General features: G+C 52.4%; 15 protein-coding genes and 1 other annotated feature. All 15 genes read left to right on the top strand.

The window, feature by feature from the left end; genetic code table 11:
• Positions 1-176: 176 nt before the first annotated feature.
• Positions 177-827 (top strand): RNA polymerase sporulation sigma factor SigH, encoded by a 651-nt coding sequence (gene sigH, locus IKE44_RS03310; protein ID WP_033017272.1) that lies wholly within the window; start codon positions 177-179, stop codon positions 825-827.
• A gap of 297 nt (positions 828-1124) precedes the next feature.
• Complete coding sequence (secE, locus tag IKE44_RS03305) at positions 1125-1307, top strand: preprotein translocase subunit SecE (RefSeq protein ID WP_033017257.1); 183 nt, start codon at positions 1125-1127, stop codon at positions 1305-1307.
• Between the two features lie 112 nt (positions 1308-1419).
• The gene (gene nusG, locus IKE44_RS03300) at positions 1420-1953 is read left to right on the top strand and encodes a transcription termination/antitermination protein NusG (RefSeq protein WP_033017255.1); all 534 of its coding nucleotides are present in this window, start codon (positions 1420-1422) and stop codon (positions 1951-1953) included.
• 241 nt (positions 1954-2194) lie between these two features.
• The gene (gene rplK / locus IKE44_RS03295) at positions 2195-2620 is read left to right on the top strand and encodes a 50S ribosomal protein L11 (protein WP_044746824.1); all 426 of its coding nucleotides are present in this window, start codon (positions 2195-2197) and stop codon (positions 2618-2620) included.
• A gap of 181 nt (positions 2621-2801) precedes the next feature.
• Entirely contained in the window at positions 2802-3503 is a 702-nt protein-coding gene (gene rplA, locus IKE44_RS03290; RefSeq protein WP_033017251.1) for a 50S ribosomal protein L1, read from the top strand.
• Between the two features lie 47 nt (positions 3504-3550).
• Positions 3551-3716 (top strand) — a sequence feature (ribosomal protein L10 leader region).
• A 47-nt stretch (positions 3717-3763) separates the two neighbouring features.
• Positions 3764-4264 (top strand): 50S ribosomal protein L10, encoded by a 501-nt coding sequence (gene rplJ, locus IKE44_RS03285; RefSeq protein ID WP_033017249.1) that lies wholly within the window; start codon positions 3764-3766, stop codon positions 4262-4264.
• Positions 4265-4318: 54 nt separating this feature from the next.
• Complete coding sequence (gene rplL / locus IKE44_RS03280) at positions 4319-4687, top strand: 50S ribosomal protein L7/L12 (protein ID WP_012820484.1); 369 nt, start codon at positions 4319-4321, stop codon at positions 4685-4687.
• A 112-nt stretch (positions 4688-4799) separates the two neighbouring features.
• Positions 4800-5402, top strand: coding sequence for a class I SAM-dependent methyltransferase (locus tag IKE44_RS03275; protein ID WP_049624213.1), 603 nt, complete (start codon positions 4800-4802; stop codon positions 5400-5402).
• A 404-nt stretch (positions 5403-5806) separates the two neighbouring features.
• A complete protein-coding gene (gene rpoB / locus IKE44_RS03270) occupies positions 5807-9379 on the top strand; it encodes a DNA-directed RNA polymerase subunit beta (protein ID WP_033017248.1) in 3573 nt (1190 codons plus the stop codon).
• Between the two features lie 112 nt (positions 9380-9491).
• A complete protein-coding gene (rpoC, locus tag IKE44_RS03265; protein WP_033017247.1) occupies positions 9492-13091 on the top strand; it encodes a DNA-directed RNA polymerase subunit beta' in 3600 nt (1199 codons plus the stop codon).
• Between the two features lie 137 nt (positions 13092-13228).
• Complete coding sequence (locus IKE44_RS03260; protein ID WP_033017245.1) at positions 13229-13477, top strand: 50S ribosomal protein L7ae-like protein; 249 nt, start codon at positions 13229-13231, stop codon at positions 13475-13477.
• Between the two features lie 90 nt (positions 13478-13567).
• Entirely contained in the window at positions 13568-13990 is a 423-nt protein-coding gene (gene rpsL, locus IKE44_RS03255; protein ID WP_033008650.1) for a 30S ribosomal protein S12, read from the top strand.
• A 39-nt stretch (positions 13991-14029) separates the two neighbouring features.
• Positions 14030-14500 (top strand): 30S ribosomal protein S7, encoded by a 471-nt coding sequence (gene rpsG, locus IKE44_RS03250; protein WP_033008652.1) that lies wholly within the window; start codon positions 14030-14032, stop codon positions 14498-14500.
• Positions 14501-14670: 170 nt separating this feature from the next.
• Positions 14671-16749, top strand: coding sequence for an elongation factor G (gene fusA, locus IKE44_RS03245; protein WP_049624208.1), 2079 nt, complete (start codon positions 14671-14673; stop codon positions 16747-16749).
• Positions 16750-16877: 128 nt separating this feature from the next.
• Positions 16878-17128, top strand: a 251-nt coding sequence (locus IKE44_RS03240) for a GTP-binding protein (protein ID WP_287464999.1), incomplete at its 3' end; no start/stop codon positions are given.

Genomic DNA, 17128 nt, shown 5'->3' with positions numbered 1-17128 from the left:
TGCCAAGAAAACTGGATCAATCAACAAAATATTGCACTCGGGGTTCTTCACCTAATAGGTGAACATTCGAAATGGAGTCGAAGTCTCGACACGATTGGGTTTCCCAGCATTTTTGATACACTTCTGTCACGGATTCAGGTAAATGTTAGCGATTGATGCGGTCGGGGGGGATCAGCGTGGGGGAATGCTTAAAAGTAGACAAGCCAAAGGATTATAAACATTTAGAGGATGAACAGCTTGTTACACTTGTTCACGAAGGGGATGGAGAAGCGCTTGATTTTTTGATCCACAAATACCAAAACTTTGTGCGCGCCAAAGCCCGCTCATACTTTTTAGTCGGGGCTGACCGCGAGGACATTGTGCAGGAAGGGATGATCGGGCTGTACAAGGCAGTCCGCGATTTTAAGGGGGACAAGCTCTCTTCATTTAAAGCGTTTGCAGAACTATGCATCACGAGGCAAATGATTACCGCGATTAAAACCGCGACCCGCCAAAAGCACATTCCGCTCAACTCTTACGTTTCCTTGGACAAGCCGATTTACGACGACGAGTCGGACCGGACGCTGATGGACGTGTTGTCCGGCACGCAGGTGACCGACCCGGAAGAGCTGATTGTCAACCGCGAGGAAGTTGACGATATTGAGCTGAAAATGGCGGAATTGCTCAGCGATTTGGAGCGGAAAGTGCTCGCGTTGTATTTGGACGGGCGCTCGTACCAAGAAATTTCCGAAGAGTTAAACCGCCATGTCAAATCGATCGACAACGCCTTGCAGCGCGTCAAACGGAAGTTGGAGAAATATTTGGAATATCGGGAAATCAGTTTGTAGGCGGTGCATCGGCCGATGGCCGAACGGAGGCCAAAAGATGGCATTGACAGCGGAAATGCTGATATGATAAATTTTTATGGACATCTCGCGGGAACGGTCAAACGTTTATGTTAACGAGCAACGTTGGCTCGCGCGCAATGCGGGAGCCGAAACTGCACGGCTGCAAAACAGGCCGGTTGCCTTGGTGCAGGCGCTTGGCGGCCAACAAGTTTTGTTCGATGAGCAACAATCATACCGTCCATCGCGAGACGAAGCAGGCGGTGGGGACAGTTTTGATCAATCGTGGAGGTACGAGGGATGCAGCGAGTAATCAACTTTTTCAAAGAAGTCGTGCGGGAGTTGAAAAAAGTGAGCTGGCCGAGCCGGAAAGAACTAGTGAACTATACGGGAATCGTATTGGCTACGGTGGCGTTTTTCACCATCTTTTTCGCCGTTGTCGACCTCGGCATTTCGCAGTTGATTCGCCTTGTATTTGAATAAGCGGGCGGATGATATGCTATAATGAAAGATAATCGTGCGAACATGGAACCCGGAAACGGGTTTTTGTTTTGCGCAGAAAACAAAATGAAAACCGCCCTAGGGAGGCTCGCTGATGGAGAAAAACTGGTATGTCGTCCATACATATTCGGGATACGAAAATAAGGTGAAAGCCAATTTGGAGAAACGCGTTGAATCAATGGGAATGCAAGACAAGATTTTCCGTGTTGTCGTCCCGGAAGAAACGGAAACGGACATCAAAAACGGCAAACGGAAAACGACGAAAAAGAAAGTGTTCCCCGGTTATGTGCTTGTCGAAATGATCATGACCGACGATTCGTGGTACGTCGTGCGCAACACGCCGGGCGTGACCGGATTTGTCGGTTCGAGCGGGGCTGGTTCGAAACCGACGCCGCTCATGGAGGAAGAAGTCAAAATGATTTTGAAGCGGATGGGCATGCCGCTTACTGAGATTGATGTCGACTACGAGGTGAATGAAACGGTCCGGATTAAAGAAGGGCCGTTTGCCAACTTCACTGGAAAAATTGAGGTGGTTGACCTCGACAAACATAAGGTGAAGCTGCTTGTCGATATGTTTGGCCGCGAAACACGGGTGGAATTGGAGTTTTCGCAAATAGAAAAAATCTAATGGAAAAGAACTTGCAATCGTTGTTGAAAAGTGATACTATTTTAAAGTCAGTATGTCTTGAATCTTAGACAAGGCATGCAGCGATGAACTTATACGTGCTGTATAAGGGAGCGAACGTGCTTGATGCGCTAATCCTCCCGGCCGAAACGGGAGATATGAAAGCGGCTCGTCAGATCGGAGCCGGATGGAGTGGGAGGGGCAATCCCTAATACCACATCACGGACTTAAGGAGGTGTGTCTCGTGGCGAAAAAAGTAATCAAAATCGTCAAACTGCAAATTCCTGCAGGGAAAGCAAATCCGGCGCCGCCAGTAGGTCCTGCGTTAGGTCAAGCCGGTGTTAATATTATGGCGTTTTGCAAAGAGTTTAATGCCCGTACCGCTGACCAGGCAGGCTTGATCATTCCGGTTGAAATTACGGTTTTTGAAGACCGTTCGTTTACATTCATCACGAAAACGCCGCCGGCCGCTGTACTGTTGAAAAAAGCGGCGGGCATCGAATCGGGCTCCGGCGAACCGAACCGCAACAAAGTAGCGACGATCAAACGTGACAAAGTGCGCGAGATTGCTGAATTGAAAATGCCGGATTTGAATGCAGCGAGCATTGAAGCAGCCATGCGTATGATTGAAGGCACGGCTCGCAGCATGGGCATTGTGATTGAAGACTAAAGCCGGTGCGTCGTTTGTAGGGGAGGTTGCGTCATTGGGCAACCTCTCTCTCCATGAACAAAAACAGCAAGACGGGCCTGATGAATGGGCATCTGTCCGCTTCTTCGTTTTCGAAAGAAGCGAAGAACGTTCAATGTGGGAGGTTTTTCCGCTAAAACCACAACCGAGGAGGATTTTTCACATGCCGAAAAGAGGAAAGAAATACTTAGAAGCATTGAAACTCGTCGACCGCTCCAAAGCATACCCGATTGCTGAAGCAATCGAGCTCGTGAAAAAAACGAACGTCGCGAAATTTGATGCGACGGTGGAAGTTGCGTTCCGGTTGGGCGTTGACCCGAAAAAAGCGGACCAACAAATTCGCGGCGCTGTCGTTCTGCCGCACGGCACGGGGAAAGTAGCGCGCGTGTTAGTGTTCGCAAAAGGGGAAAAAGCGAAAGAAGCAGAAGCAGCTGGCGCTGACTATGTCGGCGATACAGAATACATCAATAAAATCCAGCAAGGCTGGTTTGACTTTGACGTCGTTGTTGCCACGCCGGATATGATGGGCGAGGTCGGGAAACTCGGTCGTATTTTGGGTCCGAAAGGGTTAATGCCAAACCCGAAAACCGGCACGGTCACGTTTGACGTTGCGAAAGCTGTGCAGGAGATCAAAGCTGGTAAAGTGGAATACCGCGTTGATAAAGCCGGCAACATTCATGTGCCGATCGGCAAAGTATCGTTCGACAACGAGAAACTGGCCGAAAACTTCGCCGCCGTCTACGAGGCGATTTTGAAAGCCAAACCGGCGGCAGCGAAAGGGACATACGTCAAAAACGTGACGATTACGTCAACGATGGGTCCTGGCATTAAAGTGGACCCGACGACGGTGGCTGTTGCACAGTAACGGTTGACTTTCTGCGTCGAGTCTGATAAAATGCCATTTGGCTGAACAAACGAATATCATTTATACCGTAGACAGTAGGTGCCTGTTTGAGGCTTAATTTCCTACCGAGGTATGTGGACGATAGAACAGCGCGCGCCCTGCGTCGAGGACGAGCGGCGGTGCGTTGAACGACACCTCCATGTCTACGCGGCATGGAGGTTTTTTATTGAGCAGACGGTATAAGTGGTATTCTCTCATTTTCCTTACAGGAGGTGCAGGACGTGTCGAGCGCGATTGAACTGAAAAAACAAGTGGTTGCCGAGATTGCGGACAAATTTCGCGCCAGCAAGGCAACCGTCATCGTCGATTACCGCGGCCTGAACGTGGCGGAAATGACCGAGTTGCGCAAACAGCTGCGCGAGGCAGGCGTCGAGTTTAAAGTGTACAAAAACACCTTGACCCGTCGGGCGCTCGCGGAAGTCGGCCTGGAAGGACTGGATGAAGTGTTCACCGGTCCAAATGCCATCGCCTTCAGCAATGAAGATGTTGTGGCGCCGGCAAAAATTTTAAGCGAGTTTGCGAAAACGCATGAGGCGTTGGAGATCAAAGGCGGCGTCATCGAAGGGAACATCGCCAGCAAAGAAGAAATCGATGCGTTGGCGAAGCTCCCGTCCCGCGAAGGGTTGCTTTCGATGTTGCTTAGCGTTCTCCAAGCCCCGATCCGCAACTTTGCGCTTGCGGTCAAAGCGGTGGCTGACAAGCAAGAAGAACAAGGCGCGTAATGGCGCATCGATATGTGCTTAACAATCATTCAGAAAACAAAGGAGGAAGTTGTGATGACGAAAGAACAAATCATTGAAGCAGTGAAAAATATGACCGTATTGGAATTAAACGAATTGGTGAAAGCGATCGAGGAAGAATTCGGCGTAACAGCTGCGGCTCCGGTTGTTGTCGCGGGCGGCGCAGCAGCCGGCGCTGAAGCAGCGGCAGAAAAAACGGAATTCGACGTCATTCTTGCCGACGCCGGCGCGCAAAAAATCAAAGTCATCAAAGTCGTTCGCGAAATCACTGGCCTCGGCCTGAAAGAAGCGAAAGACTTGGTCGACAACACCCCGAAACCGATCAAAGAAGGCATTGCGAAAGAAGAAGCAGAAGAAATCAAAGCAAAACTCGAAGAAGCTGGCGCGAAAGTCGAAATCAAGTAATGGCTGCGCCATTGAAAAAAGAGGCTTGCCCGAAGCAAGGGACGGCCTCTTTTTTGTTACACTATATATACGGAAGGCAGTGCAGCCTGTCGACAAGGAGGAGGGGATGATGATGAGCGAGCATTATTACTCAGTCAATCCGACGTCGGAGCGAAACCCGCAAACGTGGACGTTTACGCTCCGGGGGCATGAATTTCGCTTTACAACCGACAGCGGAGTGTTTTCAAAGCGCGAAGTCGACTTTGGCACACGCCTGTTAATTGAAACGTTCGAGGAGCCGGGAGTGGCTGGGGATTTGTTGGATGTCGGCTGCGGATATGGGCCGATCGGGCTTGCCTTGGCCAAATCGTTTCCAAACCGGCGCGTTCACATGATTGATGTCAACGAGCGGGCGCTCGAACTGGCGCAGGAAAACAAGCAGGCAAACGGGATTGACAATGCGGTGATTTACAAAAGCGATCTTTTTTCGGAAGTCGGAGAACAGCGATTTGCAGCGGTCGTCACCAATCCGCCGATCCGGGCTGGCAAACGGGTCGTTTACGCGATTTTTGAACAAAGCCGCGATCATCTGCTCGATCATGGCGAGCTATGGGTCGTCATTCAAAAAAAGCAAGGCGCCCCATCGGCCTTGCAAAAGCTGAACGAATGCTTTCCTGCTGTAGAAGTCGTCGCGAAGAAAAAAGGATATTATATCATAAAGGCGAAAAAATGTTGACACCGTTTTTTTATTGTGGTAGCATTATAAAATGCTAAATATGCACATTTCCCACATGAGGGGATGACGTATATTTTTGGATATGATGGAAAAAATGATAAAATCAATATACAGCTAAACATATGGTTTTCTACTGGATAGAAACCATTTTCTTTTTTTCTCCATCCAACGCCTGGTTTCCTCGCACCGGGAGCGTGTGAAATCCCCTTACCGAAACGGCGGCGTCATAGCTGAACCGTTTCCGTCCGGATGGCGGGGGCCAGCCGCATGCATGCCTAGCGCTTTGCCCCGGAATGGCGGAGCGGCCGACGGCCTTGGCGGCATATGCCGCCAAGGCGGCTGGATCAATGCGATGTTCCGCTTCCGGTTTTCACTAATGTCTACATTTGAGGGGTGAATCACTCTTGACAGGCCGACTAGTTCAATACGGGCGACACCGCCAACGCAGAAGCTATGCACGCATCAGCGAAGTGCTGGAATTGCCGAACTTGATCGAAATTCAAACGTCCTCCTACCAATGGTTTCTCGATGAAGGGCTGCGGGAAATGTTCAAGGAAATTTCCCCGATTGAAGACTTTTCCGGCAATCTCTCGCTTGAATTTATCGACTATAGTTTAGGAGAACCGAAATATACGGTCGAAGAGGCGAAAGAACGCGACGTTACATATGCGGCGCCGCTTCGCGTCAAAGTTCGCTTGATTAATAAAGAAACGGGCGAAGTGAAAGAGCAAGACGTGTTTATGGGCGATTTTCCGCTCATGACGGAAACCGGAACGTTTATTATCAATGGGGCGGAACGCGTCATTGTTTCCCAGCTCGTCCGTTCGCCAAGCGTCTATTACAGCGACAAAGTTGATAAAAACGGCAAACGCGGCTACTCGGCGACAGTGATTCCGAACCGCGGCGCATGGCTTGAATATGAAACCGATGCGAAAGACGTCGTTTACGTTCGCATCGACCGTACCCGTAAACTGCCCGTTACGGTGCTTCTCCGTGCGCTTGGGTTCAGCTCCGACCAAGAAATCATCGATCTGCTCGGCGACAACGAATACTTGCGCAATACGCTTGAAAAAGATAATACCGACAGCACGGAAAAAGCGTTGATTGAAATTTACGAGCGTCTTCGTCCGGGAGAGCCGCCGACGCTTGAGAATGCGAAAAATTTGCTGGCGTCGCGCTTTTTTGATCCGAAGCGCTATGACTTGGCGAGCGTAGGCCGTTATAAAATCAATAAAAAACTTCATATTAAAAACCGCTTGTTCAATCAGCGGCTCGCGGAAACGATCATTGATCCCGAAACCAAGGAAGTCATCGCTGAAGCTGGAGCGATGATCGACCGCCGGACGCTGAACCGCCTGCTGCCGTATTTGGAAAAAGGAGTCGGGTTGCGGACGTACCGTCCGGCTGAGGGAGTGGCGGATGGTCCGATTGAGGTGCAGACCGTGAAAATTTATGCACCGAATGATCCGGACAACGAAAAGGTAATCAACATCATCGGCAACGGCTTTATTGCGGAAGATGTCAAACATATTACGCCGGCGGACATCATTGCATCGATCAGCTATTTCTTCAACTTGCTCCACGGCGTCGGCGATACGGATGACATCGACCATTTGGGCAACCGCCGCCTCCGTTCGGTCGGCGAACTGCTGCAAAACCAATTCCGCATCGGCTTGTCGCGCATGGAACGCGTCGTGCGCGAGCGCATGTCGATTCAAGATACGAACACGATCACGCCGCAGCAGCTGATCAACATCCGCCCGGTGATCGCAGCGATTAAAGAGTTTTTCGGCAGCTCGCAGCTGTCGCAGTTTATGGATCAGACGAACCCGCTCGCTGAACTGACGCATAAGCGCCGCCTTTCTGCGCTTGGCCCCGGCGGATTGACGCGCGAGCGCGCCGGGTTTGAAGTGCGCGACGTTCACTATTCGCACTACGGGCGGATGTGTCCGATCGAGACGCCGGAAGGGCCGAACATCGGGCTCATCAACTCGCTGTCCACTTACGCGAAAGTGAACAAGTTTGGTTTTATTGAAACGCCATACCGGCGCGTCGATCCGGAAACAGGTCGGGTAACGGACCAAATCGATTATTTGACAGCCGATGAAGAGGACAATTACGTTGTAGCGCAGGCGAACGTACCGCTTGCGGAGGACGGCACGTTCCTTGAAGAAAACGTCATCGCCCGTTTCCGCGGCGAGAACATCGTCGTCAAGCGCGATCGCGTCGACTATATGGACGTGTCGCCGAAGCAAGTTGTCTCGGCGGCGACGGCGTGCATCCCGTTTTTGGAAAATGACGACTCGAACCGCGCCTTGATGGGGGCGAACATGCAGCGGCAAGCCGTGCCGCTGTTGGAACCCGAAGCGCCGATCGTCGGCACAGGCATGGAGTATGTTTCGGCGAAAGACTCGGGCGCGGCGGTGATTTGCAAGCATCGCGGCATCGTCGAGCGCGTCGAAGCAAAGGAAATTTGGGTGCGTCGGCTGATTGAAGTGGACGGCAAAGAAGTCAAGGGTGATCTAGATAAATATCGGTTGCTGAAATTCGTCCGGTCGAACCAAGGCACGTGCTACAACCAGCGGCCGATCGTGAAAAAAGGCGATATCGTGGAGAAGGGCGAAATTTTGGCCGATGGCCCGTCGATGGATAAAGGCGAATTGGCGCTTGGCCGCAACGTGCTTGTTGCCTTTATGACATGGGACGGCTACAACTACGAAGATGCGATCATCATGAGCGAACGGCTCGTCAAAGAAGACGTGTATACGTCAATCCATATTGAAGAGTATGAAGCCGAATCGCGCGACACGAAGCTCGGTCCGGAAGAAATTACACGCGACATCCCGAACGTCGGTGAAGATGCGTTGAAAAACTTGGATGAGCGCGGCATCGTCCGCATCGGTGCAGAAGTGAAAGACGGCGATTTGCTCGTCGGCAAAGTGACACCGAAAGGAATGACCGAGCTGACGGCTGAGGAGCGGCTGTTGCATGCGATCTTCGGCGAAAAAGCGCGCGAGGTGCGCGATACGTCGCTGCGCGTCCCGCACGGCGGCGGCGGCATTGTCCTTGACGTCAAAGTTTTCAACCGCGAAGACGGCGACGAACTCCCGCCGGGCGTGAACCAGTTGGTGCGCGTCTATATCGTGCAAAAGCGGAAAATTTCCGAAGGCGATAAAATGGCAGGCCGCCACGGAAACAAAGGGGTTATCTCCCGCATTCTTCCGGAAGAAGATATGCCGTTCTTGCCGGATGGCACGCCGATTGACATCATGTTGAACCCGCTCGGCGTTCCGTCGCGGATGAACATCGGGCAAGTGTTTGAGCTGCATCTTGGCATGGCGGCGAAAAAACTTGGCTTGCATATCGCTTCCCCAGTCTTTGACGGAGCGACGGAGGAAGATGTTTGGAACATTCTTGAAGAAGCCGGCATGGCGCGCGATGCCAAAACGGTGCTGTATGACGGGCGGACGGGCGAACCGTTTGACAACCGCGTGTCGGTCGGGATCATGTACATGATCAAGCTTGCCCACATGGTCGACGACAAACTCCACGCTCGCTCGACCGGCCCGTACTCGCTTGTCACCCAGCAGCCGCTCGGCGGTAAGGCGCAGTTCGGCGGCCAGCGCTTTGGCGAGATGGAAGTATGGGCGCTTGAAGCGTACGGTGCGGCGTATACGCTGCAGGAAATTTTGACCGTCAAGTCTGACGATGTGGTTGGCCGCGTCAAAACGTACGAAGCGATCGTCAAAGGGGAAAACATTCCGGAACCGGGCGTGCCGGAGTCGTTTAAAGTGTTGATCAAAGAGCTGCAAAGTCTAGGGATGGACGTCACGATTTTGACGAGCGACGAACAGGAAATCAACATGGAAAACTTTGACGACGATGATGATCATGCGCCGGATGCGATCATGGTCGATGTGAAACCGGCTGAACCGGAAGAAGCCAGCGAAGAAAAAGATGCGGTAACGAAAGAGTAACCGGCAATGGCGAAAAGGCGGGGAGCGTTTCCCCGCCCGCGGCCATTGAGGCGAACGGATGACGAACAAGCCATGGAGCAAAACCGACGGATCAAAGAGGGAGGTATACCCCTTGCTAGATGTCAATAAATTCGAGTACATGAAAATCGGGCTCGCTTCCCCGGAGAAAATTCGTTCTTGGTCGTACGGTGAAGTCAAAAAGCCGGAAACGATCAACTACCGGACGCTAAAGCCGGAAAAAGACGGCTTGTTTTGCGAACGCATTTTCGGCCCGACAAAAGACTGGGAATGCCATTGCGGCAAGTATAAGCGCGTCCGCTACAAAGGGGTTGTCTGCGACCGCTGCGGCGTTGAAGTGACGCGGTCAAAAGTCCGCCGCGAACGGATGGGTCATATTGAGCTCGCTGCTCCGGTTTCCCACATCTGGTATTTCAAAGGCATCCCGAGCCGGATGGGGCTTGTGCTTGATATGTCGCCGCGGGCGCTCGAAGAAGTGATTTATTTTGCCTCTTACGTCGTCACCGATCCCGGCGATACGCCGCTGGAGAAAAAACAACTGCTGTCGGAAAAGGAATACCGCGCCTATCGCGAGAAATACGGCCAGTCGTTCCAAGCGTCGATGGGGGCGGAAGCGATCAAAAAGCTGCTTCAGGACATTGATTTGGATAAAGAAGTGGCGGCGTTGAAAGAAGAACTGAAGACGGCGCAAGGACAGCGGCGCGCCCGTATCATTAAACGGCTTGAAGTGCTTGAGGCGTTCCGCAGCTCCGGAAACGACCCAGCGTGGATGGTGCTAGATGTATTGCCGGTCATTCCGCCGGAATTGCGCCCGATGGTCCAGCTCGATGGGGGCCGGTTTGCGACATCGGACTTAAACGATTTGTACCGCCGCGTCATTAACCGCAACAACCGGCTGAAGCGCCTGCTTGACCTTGGCGCGCCGAATATTATCGTCCAAAACGAGAAACGGATGCTCCAGGAAGCGGTCGACGCCTTGATTGACAACGGCCGCCGCGGCCGTCCGGTGACCGGGCCGGGGAACCGCCCGTTAAAATCGCTTTCCCACATGCTGAAAGGGAAGCAAGGGCGCTTCCGGCAAAACCTGCTCGGCAAACGCGTTGACTACTCCGGCCGTTCCGTCATTGTCGTCGGTCCGAACTTGAAAATGTATCAATGCGGCCTGCCGAAAGAAATGGCGCTCGAGCTGTTTAAGCCGTTCGTCATGAAGGAGCTTGTGGAGCGGGGGTTGGCGCACAACATTAAAAGCGCGAAACGGAAAATTGAGCGCGTCCACCCTGAGGTATGGGATGTGCTTGAAGACGTCATTAAAGAGCATCCGGTGCTGCTCAACCGCGCCCCGACGCTTCACCGTCTCGGCATTCAAGCCTTTGAGCCGACGCTCGTCGAAGGCCGGGCCATCCGCCTTCATCCGCTCGTTTGTACGGCATACAACGCCGACTTCGACGGCGACCAAATGGCGGTGCACGTGCCGCTGTCGGCCGAGGCACAAGCGGAAGCTCGCCTGTTGATGCTGGCGGCGCAAAACATTTTGAACCCGAAAGACGGAAAGCCGGTCGTGACACCTTCCCAAGACATGGTGTTAGGAAACTATTACTTGACGATGGAACGCGAAGGGGCGATCGGCGAAGGCATGGTGTTCAAAGATACGGACGAAGCGCTGCTCGCTTACCATAACGGTTATGTCCATCTCCACTCGCGCATCGCCGTCCATGCCGGCTCGCTGAAAAATGAAACGTTTACCGAGGAGCAAAACAACAAACTGCTCTTAACGACGGTCGGAAAACTGATTTTCAACGAAATTTTGCCCAACTCGTTCCCGTACATTAACGAGCCGACGACGGAAAACATCGAAGGGCGGACGCCGGACAAGTATTTCCTTGACAAAGGGGTCGACGTGCGCGAGGAGATTCGCAAGCGCGAGCCTGTGCCGCCGTTTAAGAAAAAAGTGCTCGGGCAAATTATTGCTGAAGTGTTCAAGCGGTTCAAAATCACCGAGACGTCAAAAATGCTGGACCGCATGAAAGACCTCGGTTTCCAATATTCGACGAAAGCCGGGATTACGATCGGCGTCGCTGACATTGTCGTCTTGCCGGAAAAACAAGAAATTTTGGATGAGGCGCAAGCGAAGGTCGATACCGTCTTAAAGCAGTTCCGCCGCGGGTTGATCACCGACGAAGAGCGGTATGAGCGTGTCATCTCCATCTGGAGCGCGGCGAAAGATAAAATCCAAGACCGCTTGATGAAATCGCTCGATAAGCGCAACCCGATCTTTATGATGAGCGATTCCGGAGCGCGGGGGAACGCGTCGAACTTTACGCAGCTCGCCGGGATGCGCGGCTTAATGGCCAACCCGGCCGGCCGGATCATCGAACTGCCGATCAAATCGTCGTTCCGCGAAGGACTGACAGTATTGGAGTACTTTATCTCGACGCACGGCGCCCGAAAAGGGTTGGCGGATACGGCGCTCAAAACGGCCGACTCGGGATATTTGACGAGACGTCTCGTCGATGTGGCGCAGGATGTCATCGTCCGCGAAGAGGATTGCGGCACCGACCGCGGCATTTTGGCACGCGCATTGACGGATGGCACCGAGGTCGTCGTCAAGCTGGAAGAACGGCTTGTCGGCCGCTATGCGCACAAAACGGTGCGCCACCCGGAAACCGGTGAAGTGATCGTCCGCAAAGATGAAATGATCACTGAAGACATTGCAAACGAAATTATTAAGGCGGGCATTACGGAAGTGTGGATCCGCTCCGTCTTTGCCTGCAACACGCGCCATGGCGTATGCAAAAAATGCTACGGCCGCAATATGGCGACGGGCATGGATGTGGAAGTTGGCGAGGCGGTCGGCATTATCGCCGCTCAATCGATCGGTGAGCCGGGCACGCAGCTGACGATGCGGACGTTCCATACGGGCGGCGTCGCCGGGGACGACATTACCCAAGGTTTGCCGCGGGTGCAGGAGCTGTTTGAGGCGCGCAATCCGAAAGGGCAAGCGGTCATTTCCGAAATCGACGGCACGGTCATTTCCGTGAACGAAACGCGCGACAACCAATATGAGATCGTTGTTCAAGGCGAGGTCGAAACGCGCACGTACGTTGCTCCATACAACGCGCGGATCAAAGTGGAAGAAGGACAGCGCGTCGAGCGCGGTCAGGAGCTGACAGAAGGCTCGGTCGACCCGAAACAGTTGTTGCGCGTGCGCGACATTACTTCTGTGCAAGAATACTTGCTCCGCGAAGTGCAAAAAGTATACCGGATGCAAGGGGTTGAAATCAGCGATAAGCATATTGAAGTGATGGTGCGGCAAATGCTGCGCAAAGTGCGCGTTGTCGATGCCGGCGATACGGATGTGCTGCCGGGCACGCTTTTGGACGTCCACCAGTTTACCGATGTCAACGCCCAAGCCATCCGCGAAGGAAAGCGACCGGCGACAGCCCGCCCGGTGCTGCTGGGTATTACGAAAGCGTCGCTTGAAACGGATTCGTTCTTGTCCGCGGCTTCGTTCCAAGAAACGACGCGCGTCCTGACCGACGCCGCCATCAAAGGGAAGCGGGATGAGCTGCTCGGCTTGAAAGAAAACGTCATTATCGGCAAACTTGTCCCAGCCGGAACGGGCATGGCCCGCTATCGAAAAGTAAAACCTGCCGTCAAGAAGGAAACGGCTGGCGATACGGTTCCATCGAAGTAAAAAGTAGAGATCGGTCGGTTCAAGGCAACCTTTGACCGGCCGGTCCTTGATGAAAAAAATCCAGTTGACAATGAACAAAGAAAATGGTAGTCTAATAAAGGTGTTCCAACAACCTGGTACTTTGGAGGATATGTTACATGTCTTATGAAAAAGTATTGCAGGCTGGGAAAATCGTCATTGGAACCAAACAAACGATAAGGGCTTTAAAGGAAGGGAAAGTAACGGAAGTGATCGTAGCGGAAGATGCCGATTTGCCGATTATCGAAAAAGTGACCGCTGCTGCCAATGAAGCGAACGTGCCGGTCACGAAAGTCGACTCGATGAAAAAGCTCGGCAAAGCATGCAAAATCCAAGTCGGCGCGGCTGCGGTGGCAATTCTCCGTTGACCAGTTTGCCTTTAAACCTTTGTTTGCATACATGATGAACCACCTGGATATGTGGGCTTAAACGATACATGTGAAAGGAGGAACTTTTTCATGCCTACAATCAACCAATTAGTCCGCAAAGGACGCGAGAAAAAAGTATTTAAATCGAAATCCCCTGCGTTGAACAAAGGGTACAACAGCTTCAAAAAAGAACAAACAAACGTGGCGTCTCCGCAAAAACGTGGCGTCTGCACGCGTGTCGGCACGATGACGCCGAAAAAACCGAACTCGGCGCTTCGGAAATATGCCCGTGTCCGTCTGACGAACGGGATCGAGGTAACGGCTTACATCCCGGGGATCGGCCATAACTTGCAAGAACACAGCGTTGTGCTGATCCGCGGCGGACGTGTTAAAGACTTGCCAGGGGTGCGCTACCATATCATCCGCGGTGCGCTTGATACGGCTGGCGTTGCCAACCGGATGCAAGGTCGTTCGAAATACGGTGCGAAAAAACCAAAAGCAGCGAAAAAGTAATGAAGTGAAGAGAATGTTTTCCTGAAGGGAGGAAAAACTATGCCACGTAGAGGCCCTGTTGCTAAACGTGACGTATTGCCAGACCCAATTTACAATTCAAAACTTGTTACCCGTTTGATCAATAAAATTATGATCGACGGAAAAAAATCAAAAGCGCAAAAAATTCTTTACACTGCCTTTGATATTATTCGTGAACGAACGGGTAAAGATCCAATGGAAGTGTTTGAGCAAGCGCTGAAAAACGTGATGCCGGTGTTGGAAGTGCGCGCTCGCCGCGTCGGCGGAGCGAACTACCAAGTTCCGGTCGAAGTCCGTCCAGATCGCCGCGTCTCCCTCGGATTGCGCTGGCTTGTGCAATACGCCCGCCTTCGCGGAGAGAAAACGATGGAAGAACGCTTGGCGAACGAAATTATGGATGCTGCCAACAACACGGGCGCAGCGGTGAAAAAACGCGAAGATACGCACAAAATGGCCGAAGCGAACAAAGCGTTTGCCCACTACCGCTGGTAAGAATAGCTGCTTGAAAGGAATAGGTGAAAAGGCGCAATCGACGGCCTGTTCACCTATCTTCCTACATATTTCGGCTTTTTGGCCGCGTGCGCGATCATTTCTCTGCAGAACAAGAGGATGGAGGCGCCATCTATCTATATTTATTTTGAAGGAAGGAGAAAATAACCACTATGGCAAGACAGTTCTCCTTGGAAAATACTCGCAACATCGGGATCATGGCGCACATTGACGCCGGGAAGACGACGACGACCGAACGGATCTTGTTCTATACAGGCCGTGTTCATAAAATCGGGGAAGTGCATGAAGGCGCAGCCACGATGGACTGGATGGAGCAAGAGCAAGAGCGCGGGATCACGATCACGTCGGCGGCGACAACGGCACAATGGAAAGGCCACCGCATCAACATCATCGATACGCCGGGGCACGTCGACTTCACGGTTGAGGTTGAACGTTCGTTGCGCGTATTGGATGGAGCTATCACGGTTTTAGACGCGCAGTCAGGTGTAGAGCCGCAAACGGAAACGGTTTGGCGCCAAGCGACGACGTATGGCGTTCCGCGGATCGTGTTCGTCAACAAAATGGACAAGATTGGTGCGGACTTCTTGTATGCGGTGAAAACGCTCCATGACCGCTTGCAAGCAAACGCTCACCCGGTGCAGCTGCCGATCGGCGCTGAAGACCAGTTCTCTGGCATTATCGACTTGGTTGAAATGTGTGCATACCATTACCACGATGAGCTCGGCAAAAACATTGAGCGCATTGAGATTCCGGAAGAATATCGCGATATGGCAGAAGAGTACCATAACAAGTTGGTTGAGGCGGTCGCTGAGCTGGATGAAGAATTAATGATGAAATATTTGGAAGGTGAAGAGATCACGAAAGAAGAGCTGAAAGCCGCCATCCGCAAGGCGACGATCAGCGTTGAATTCTTCCCGGTCTTCTGCGGCTCGGCGTTTAAAAACAAAGGTGTTCAGCTGCTTCTTGACGGCGTTGTCGACTACTTGCCGTCTCCGGTAGACATTCCGCCCATCCGCGGGGTGATTCCGGATACGGAAGAAGAAGTAACGCGTGAAGCGCGCGACGACGCTCCGTTTGCGGCGCTGGCATTCAAAATTATGACCGACCCGTATGTCGGGAAATTGACGTTCTTCCGCGTATACTCGGGAACGCTCGATTCCGGTTCGTACGTCATGAACTCGACGAAACGCAAACGCGAACGGATCGGCCGCTTGCTGCAAATGCACGCCAACCATCGGGAGGAAATCTCGAAAGTATACGCCGGCGACATTGCGGCAGCAGTAGGTTTAAAAGATACGACAACCGGCGATACTCTATGTGATGAGAAAAACCTCGTCATCCTAGAATCGATGCAGTTCCCAGAGCCGGTTATTTCGGTCGCGATCGAACCGAAATCGAAAGCAGACCAAGACAAAATGGGTCAAGCGCTGCAAAAATTGCAAGAAGAAGACCCGACGTTCCGCGCTCACACCGACCCGGAAACAGGGCAAACGATCATTTCCGGGATGGGCGAGCTGCATCTTGACATCATCGTTGACCGGATGCGCCGTGAGTTCAAAGTTGAGGCGAACGTCGGCGCGCCGCAAGTTGCTTACCGCGAAACGTTCCGCAAATCGGCCCAAGTCGAAGGCAAATTCGTTCGCCAGTCCGGCGGCCGCGGTCAATACGGTCACGTTTGGATCGAATTCTCGCCGAACGAACGCGGCAAAGGCTTCGAATTCGAAAACGCCATTGTCGGCGGTGTCGTTCCGAAAGAGTATGTGCCGGCCGTCCAAGCTGGTTTGGAAGAAGCGATGCAAAATGGCGTCTTAGCTGGCTATCCGATCGTCGACATTAAAGCGAAACTGTTCGACGGATCGTACCACGACGTCGACTCGAGTGAAATGGCGTTCAAAATCGCCGCTTCATTGGCGCTGAAAAACGCCGCGACGAAGTGTGATCCGGTTCTCCTTGAGCCGATCATGAAAGTCGAAGTTGTCATCCCTGAGGAATACCTCGGCGACATTATGGGTGACATCACGTCTCGCCGCGGTCGCGTTGAAGGGATGGAAGCGCGCGGGAATGCCCAAGTCGTGCGCGCGATGGTACCGCTGGCCGAAATGTTCGGTTATGCGACATCGCTCCGTTCGAACACGCAAGGGCGCGGAACATTCTCGATGGTATTTGATCACTACGAAGAAGTTCCGAAAAACATCGCCGATGAAATTATCAAAAAAAATAAAGGCGAATAATTGATTTCTCTTGCTAGTTCCGCTATAAATACTTATGTAAGTAAGACTTGGGAACATTTTGTTCCCAAGCATCCTATACTTACCTAACTATACAAATTCATATTTTACTTTTAAGGAGGATCTTTCTCATGGCTAAAGCGAAATTTGAGCGCACGAAACCGCACGTCAACATTGGCACGATCGGCCACGTTGACCATGGGAAAACGACGCTGACAGCTGCGATCACGACGGTTCTTGCGAAACAAGGGAAAGCCGAAGCAAAAGCGTACGACCAAATCGACGCAGCTCCGGAAGAGCGTGAACGCGGGATCACGATTTCGACGGCCCACGTCGAGTATGAAACAGAGGCTCGTCACTACGCGCACGTTGACTGCCCGGG

The sequence above is a fragment of the Geobacillus sp. genome, from assembly GCF_017515625.1.
GTDB lineage: Bacteria > Bacillota > Bacilli > Bacillales > Anoxybacillaceae > Geobacillus > Geobacillus stearothermophilus.
Note: the sequence above shows the minus strand (reverse complement) of the source record. Positions and strands in the feature narration are given on the sequence as shown.

Coding starts and splice junctions, on each gene's coding strand:
- secE (WP_033017257.1), top strand. CDS start 1,125: ATGCAGCGAGTAATCAACTTTTTCAAAGAAGTCGTGCGGGAGTTGAAA.
- nusG (WP_033017255.1), top strand. CDS start 1,420: ATGGAGAAAAACTGGTATGTCGTCCATACATATTCGGGATACGAAAAT.
- rplA (WP_033017251.1), top strand. CDS start 2,802: ATGCCGAAAAGAGGAAAGAAATACTTAGAAGCATTGAAACTCGTCGAC.
- rplL (WP_012820484.1), top strand. CDS start 4,319: ATGACGAAAGAACAAATCATTGAAGCAGTGAAAAATATGACCGTATTG.
- IKE44_RS03275 (WP_049624213.1), top strand. CDS start 4,800: ATGAGCGAGCATTATTACTCAGTCAATCCGACGTCGGAGCGAAACCCG.
- IKE44_RS03260 (WP_033017245.1), top strand. CDS start 13,229: ATGTCTTATGAAAAAGTATTGCAGGCTGGGAAAATCGTCATTGGAACC.
- rpsL (WP_033008650.1), top strand. CDS start 13,568: ATGCCTACAATCAACCAATTAGTCCGCAAAGGACGCGAGAAAAAAGTA.
- rpsG (WP_033008652.1), top strand. CDS start 14,030: ATGCCACGTAGAGGCCCTGTTGCTAAACGTGACGTATTGCCAGACCCA.
- fusA (WP_049624208.1), top strand. CDS start 14,671: ATGGCAAGACAGTTCTCCTTGGAAAATACTCGCAACATCGGGATCATG.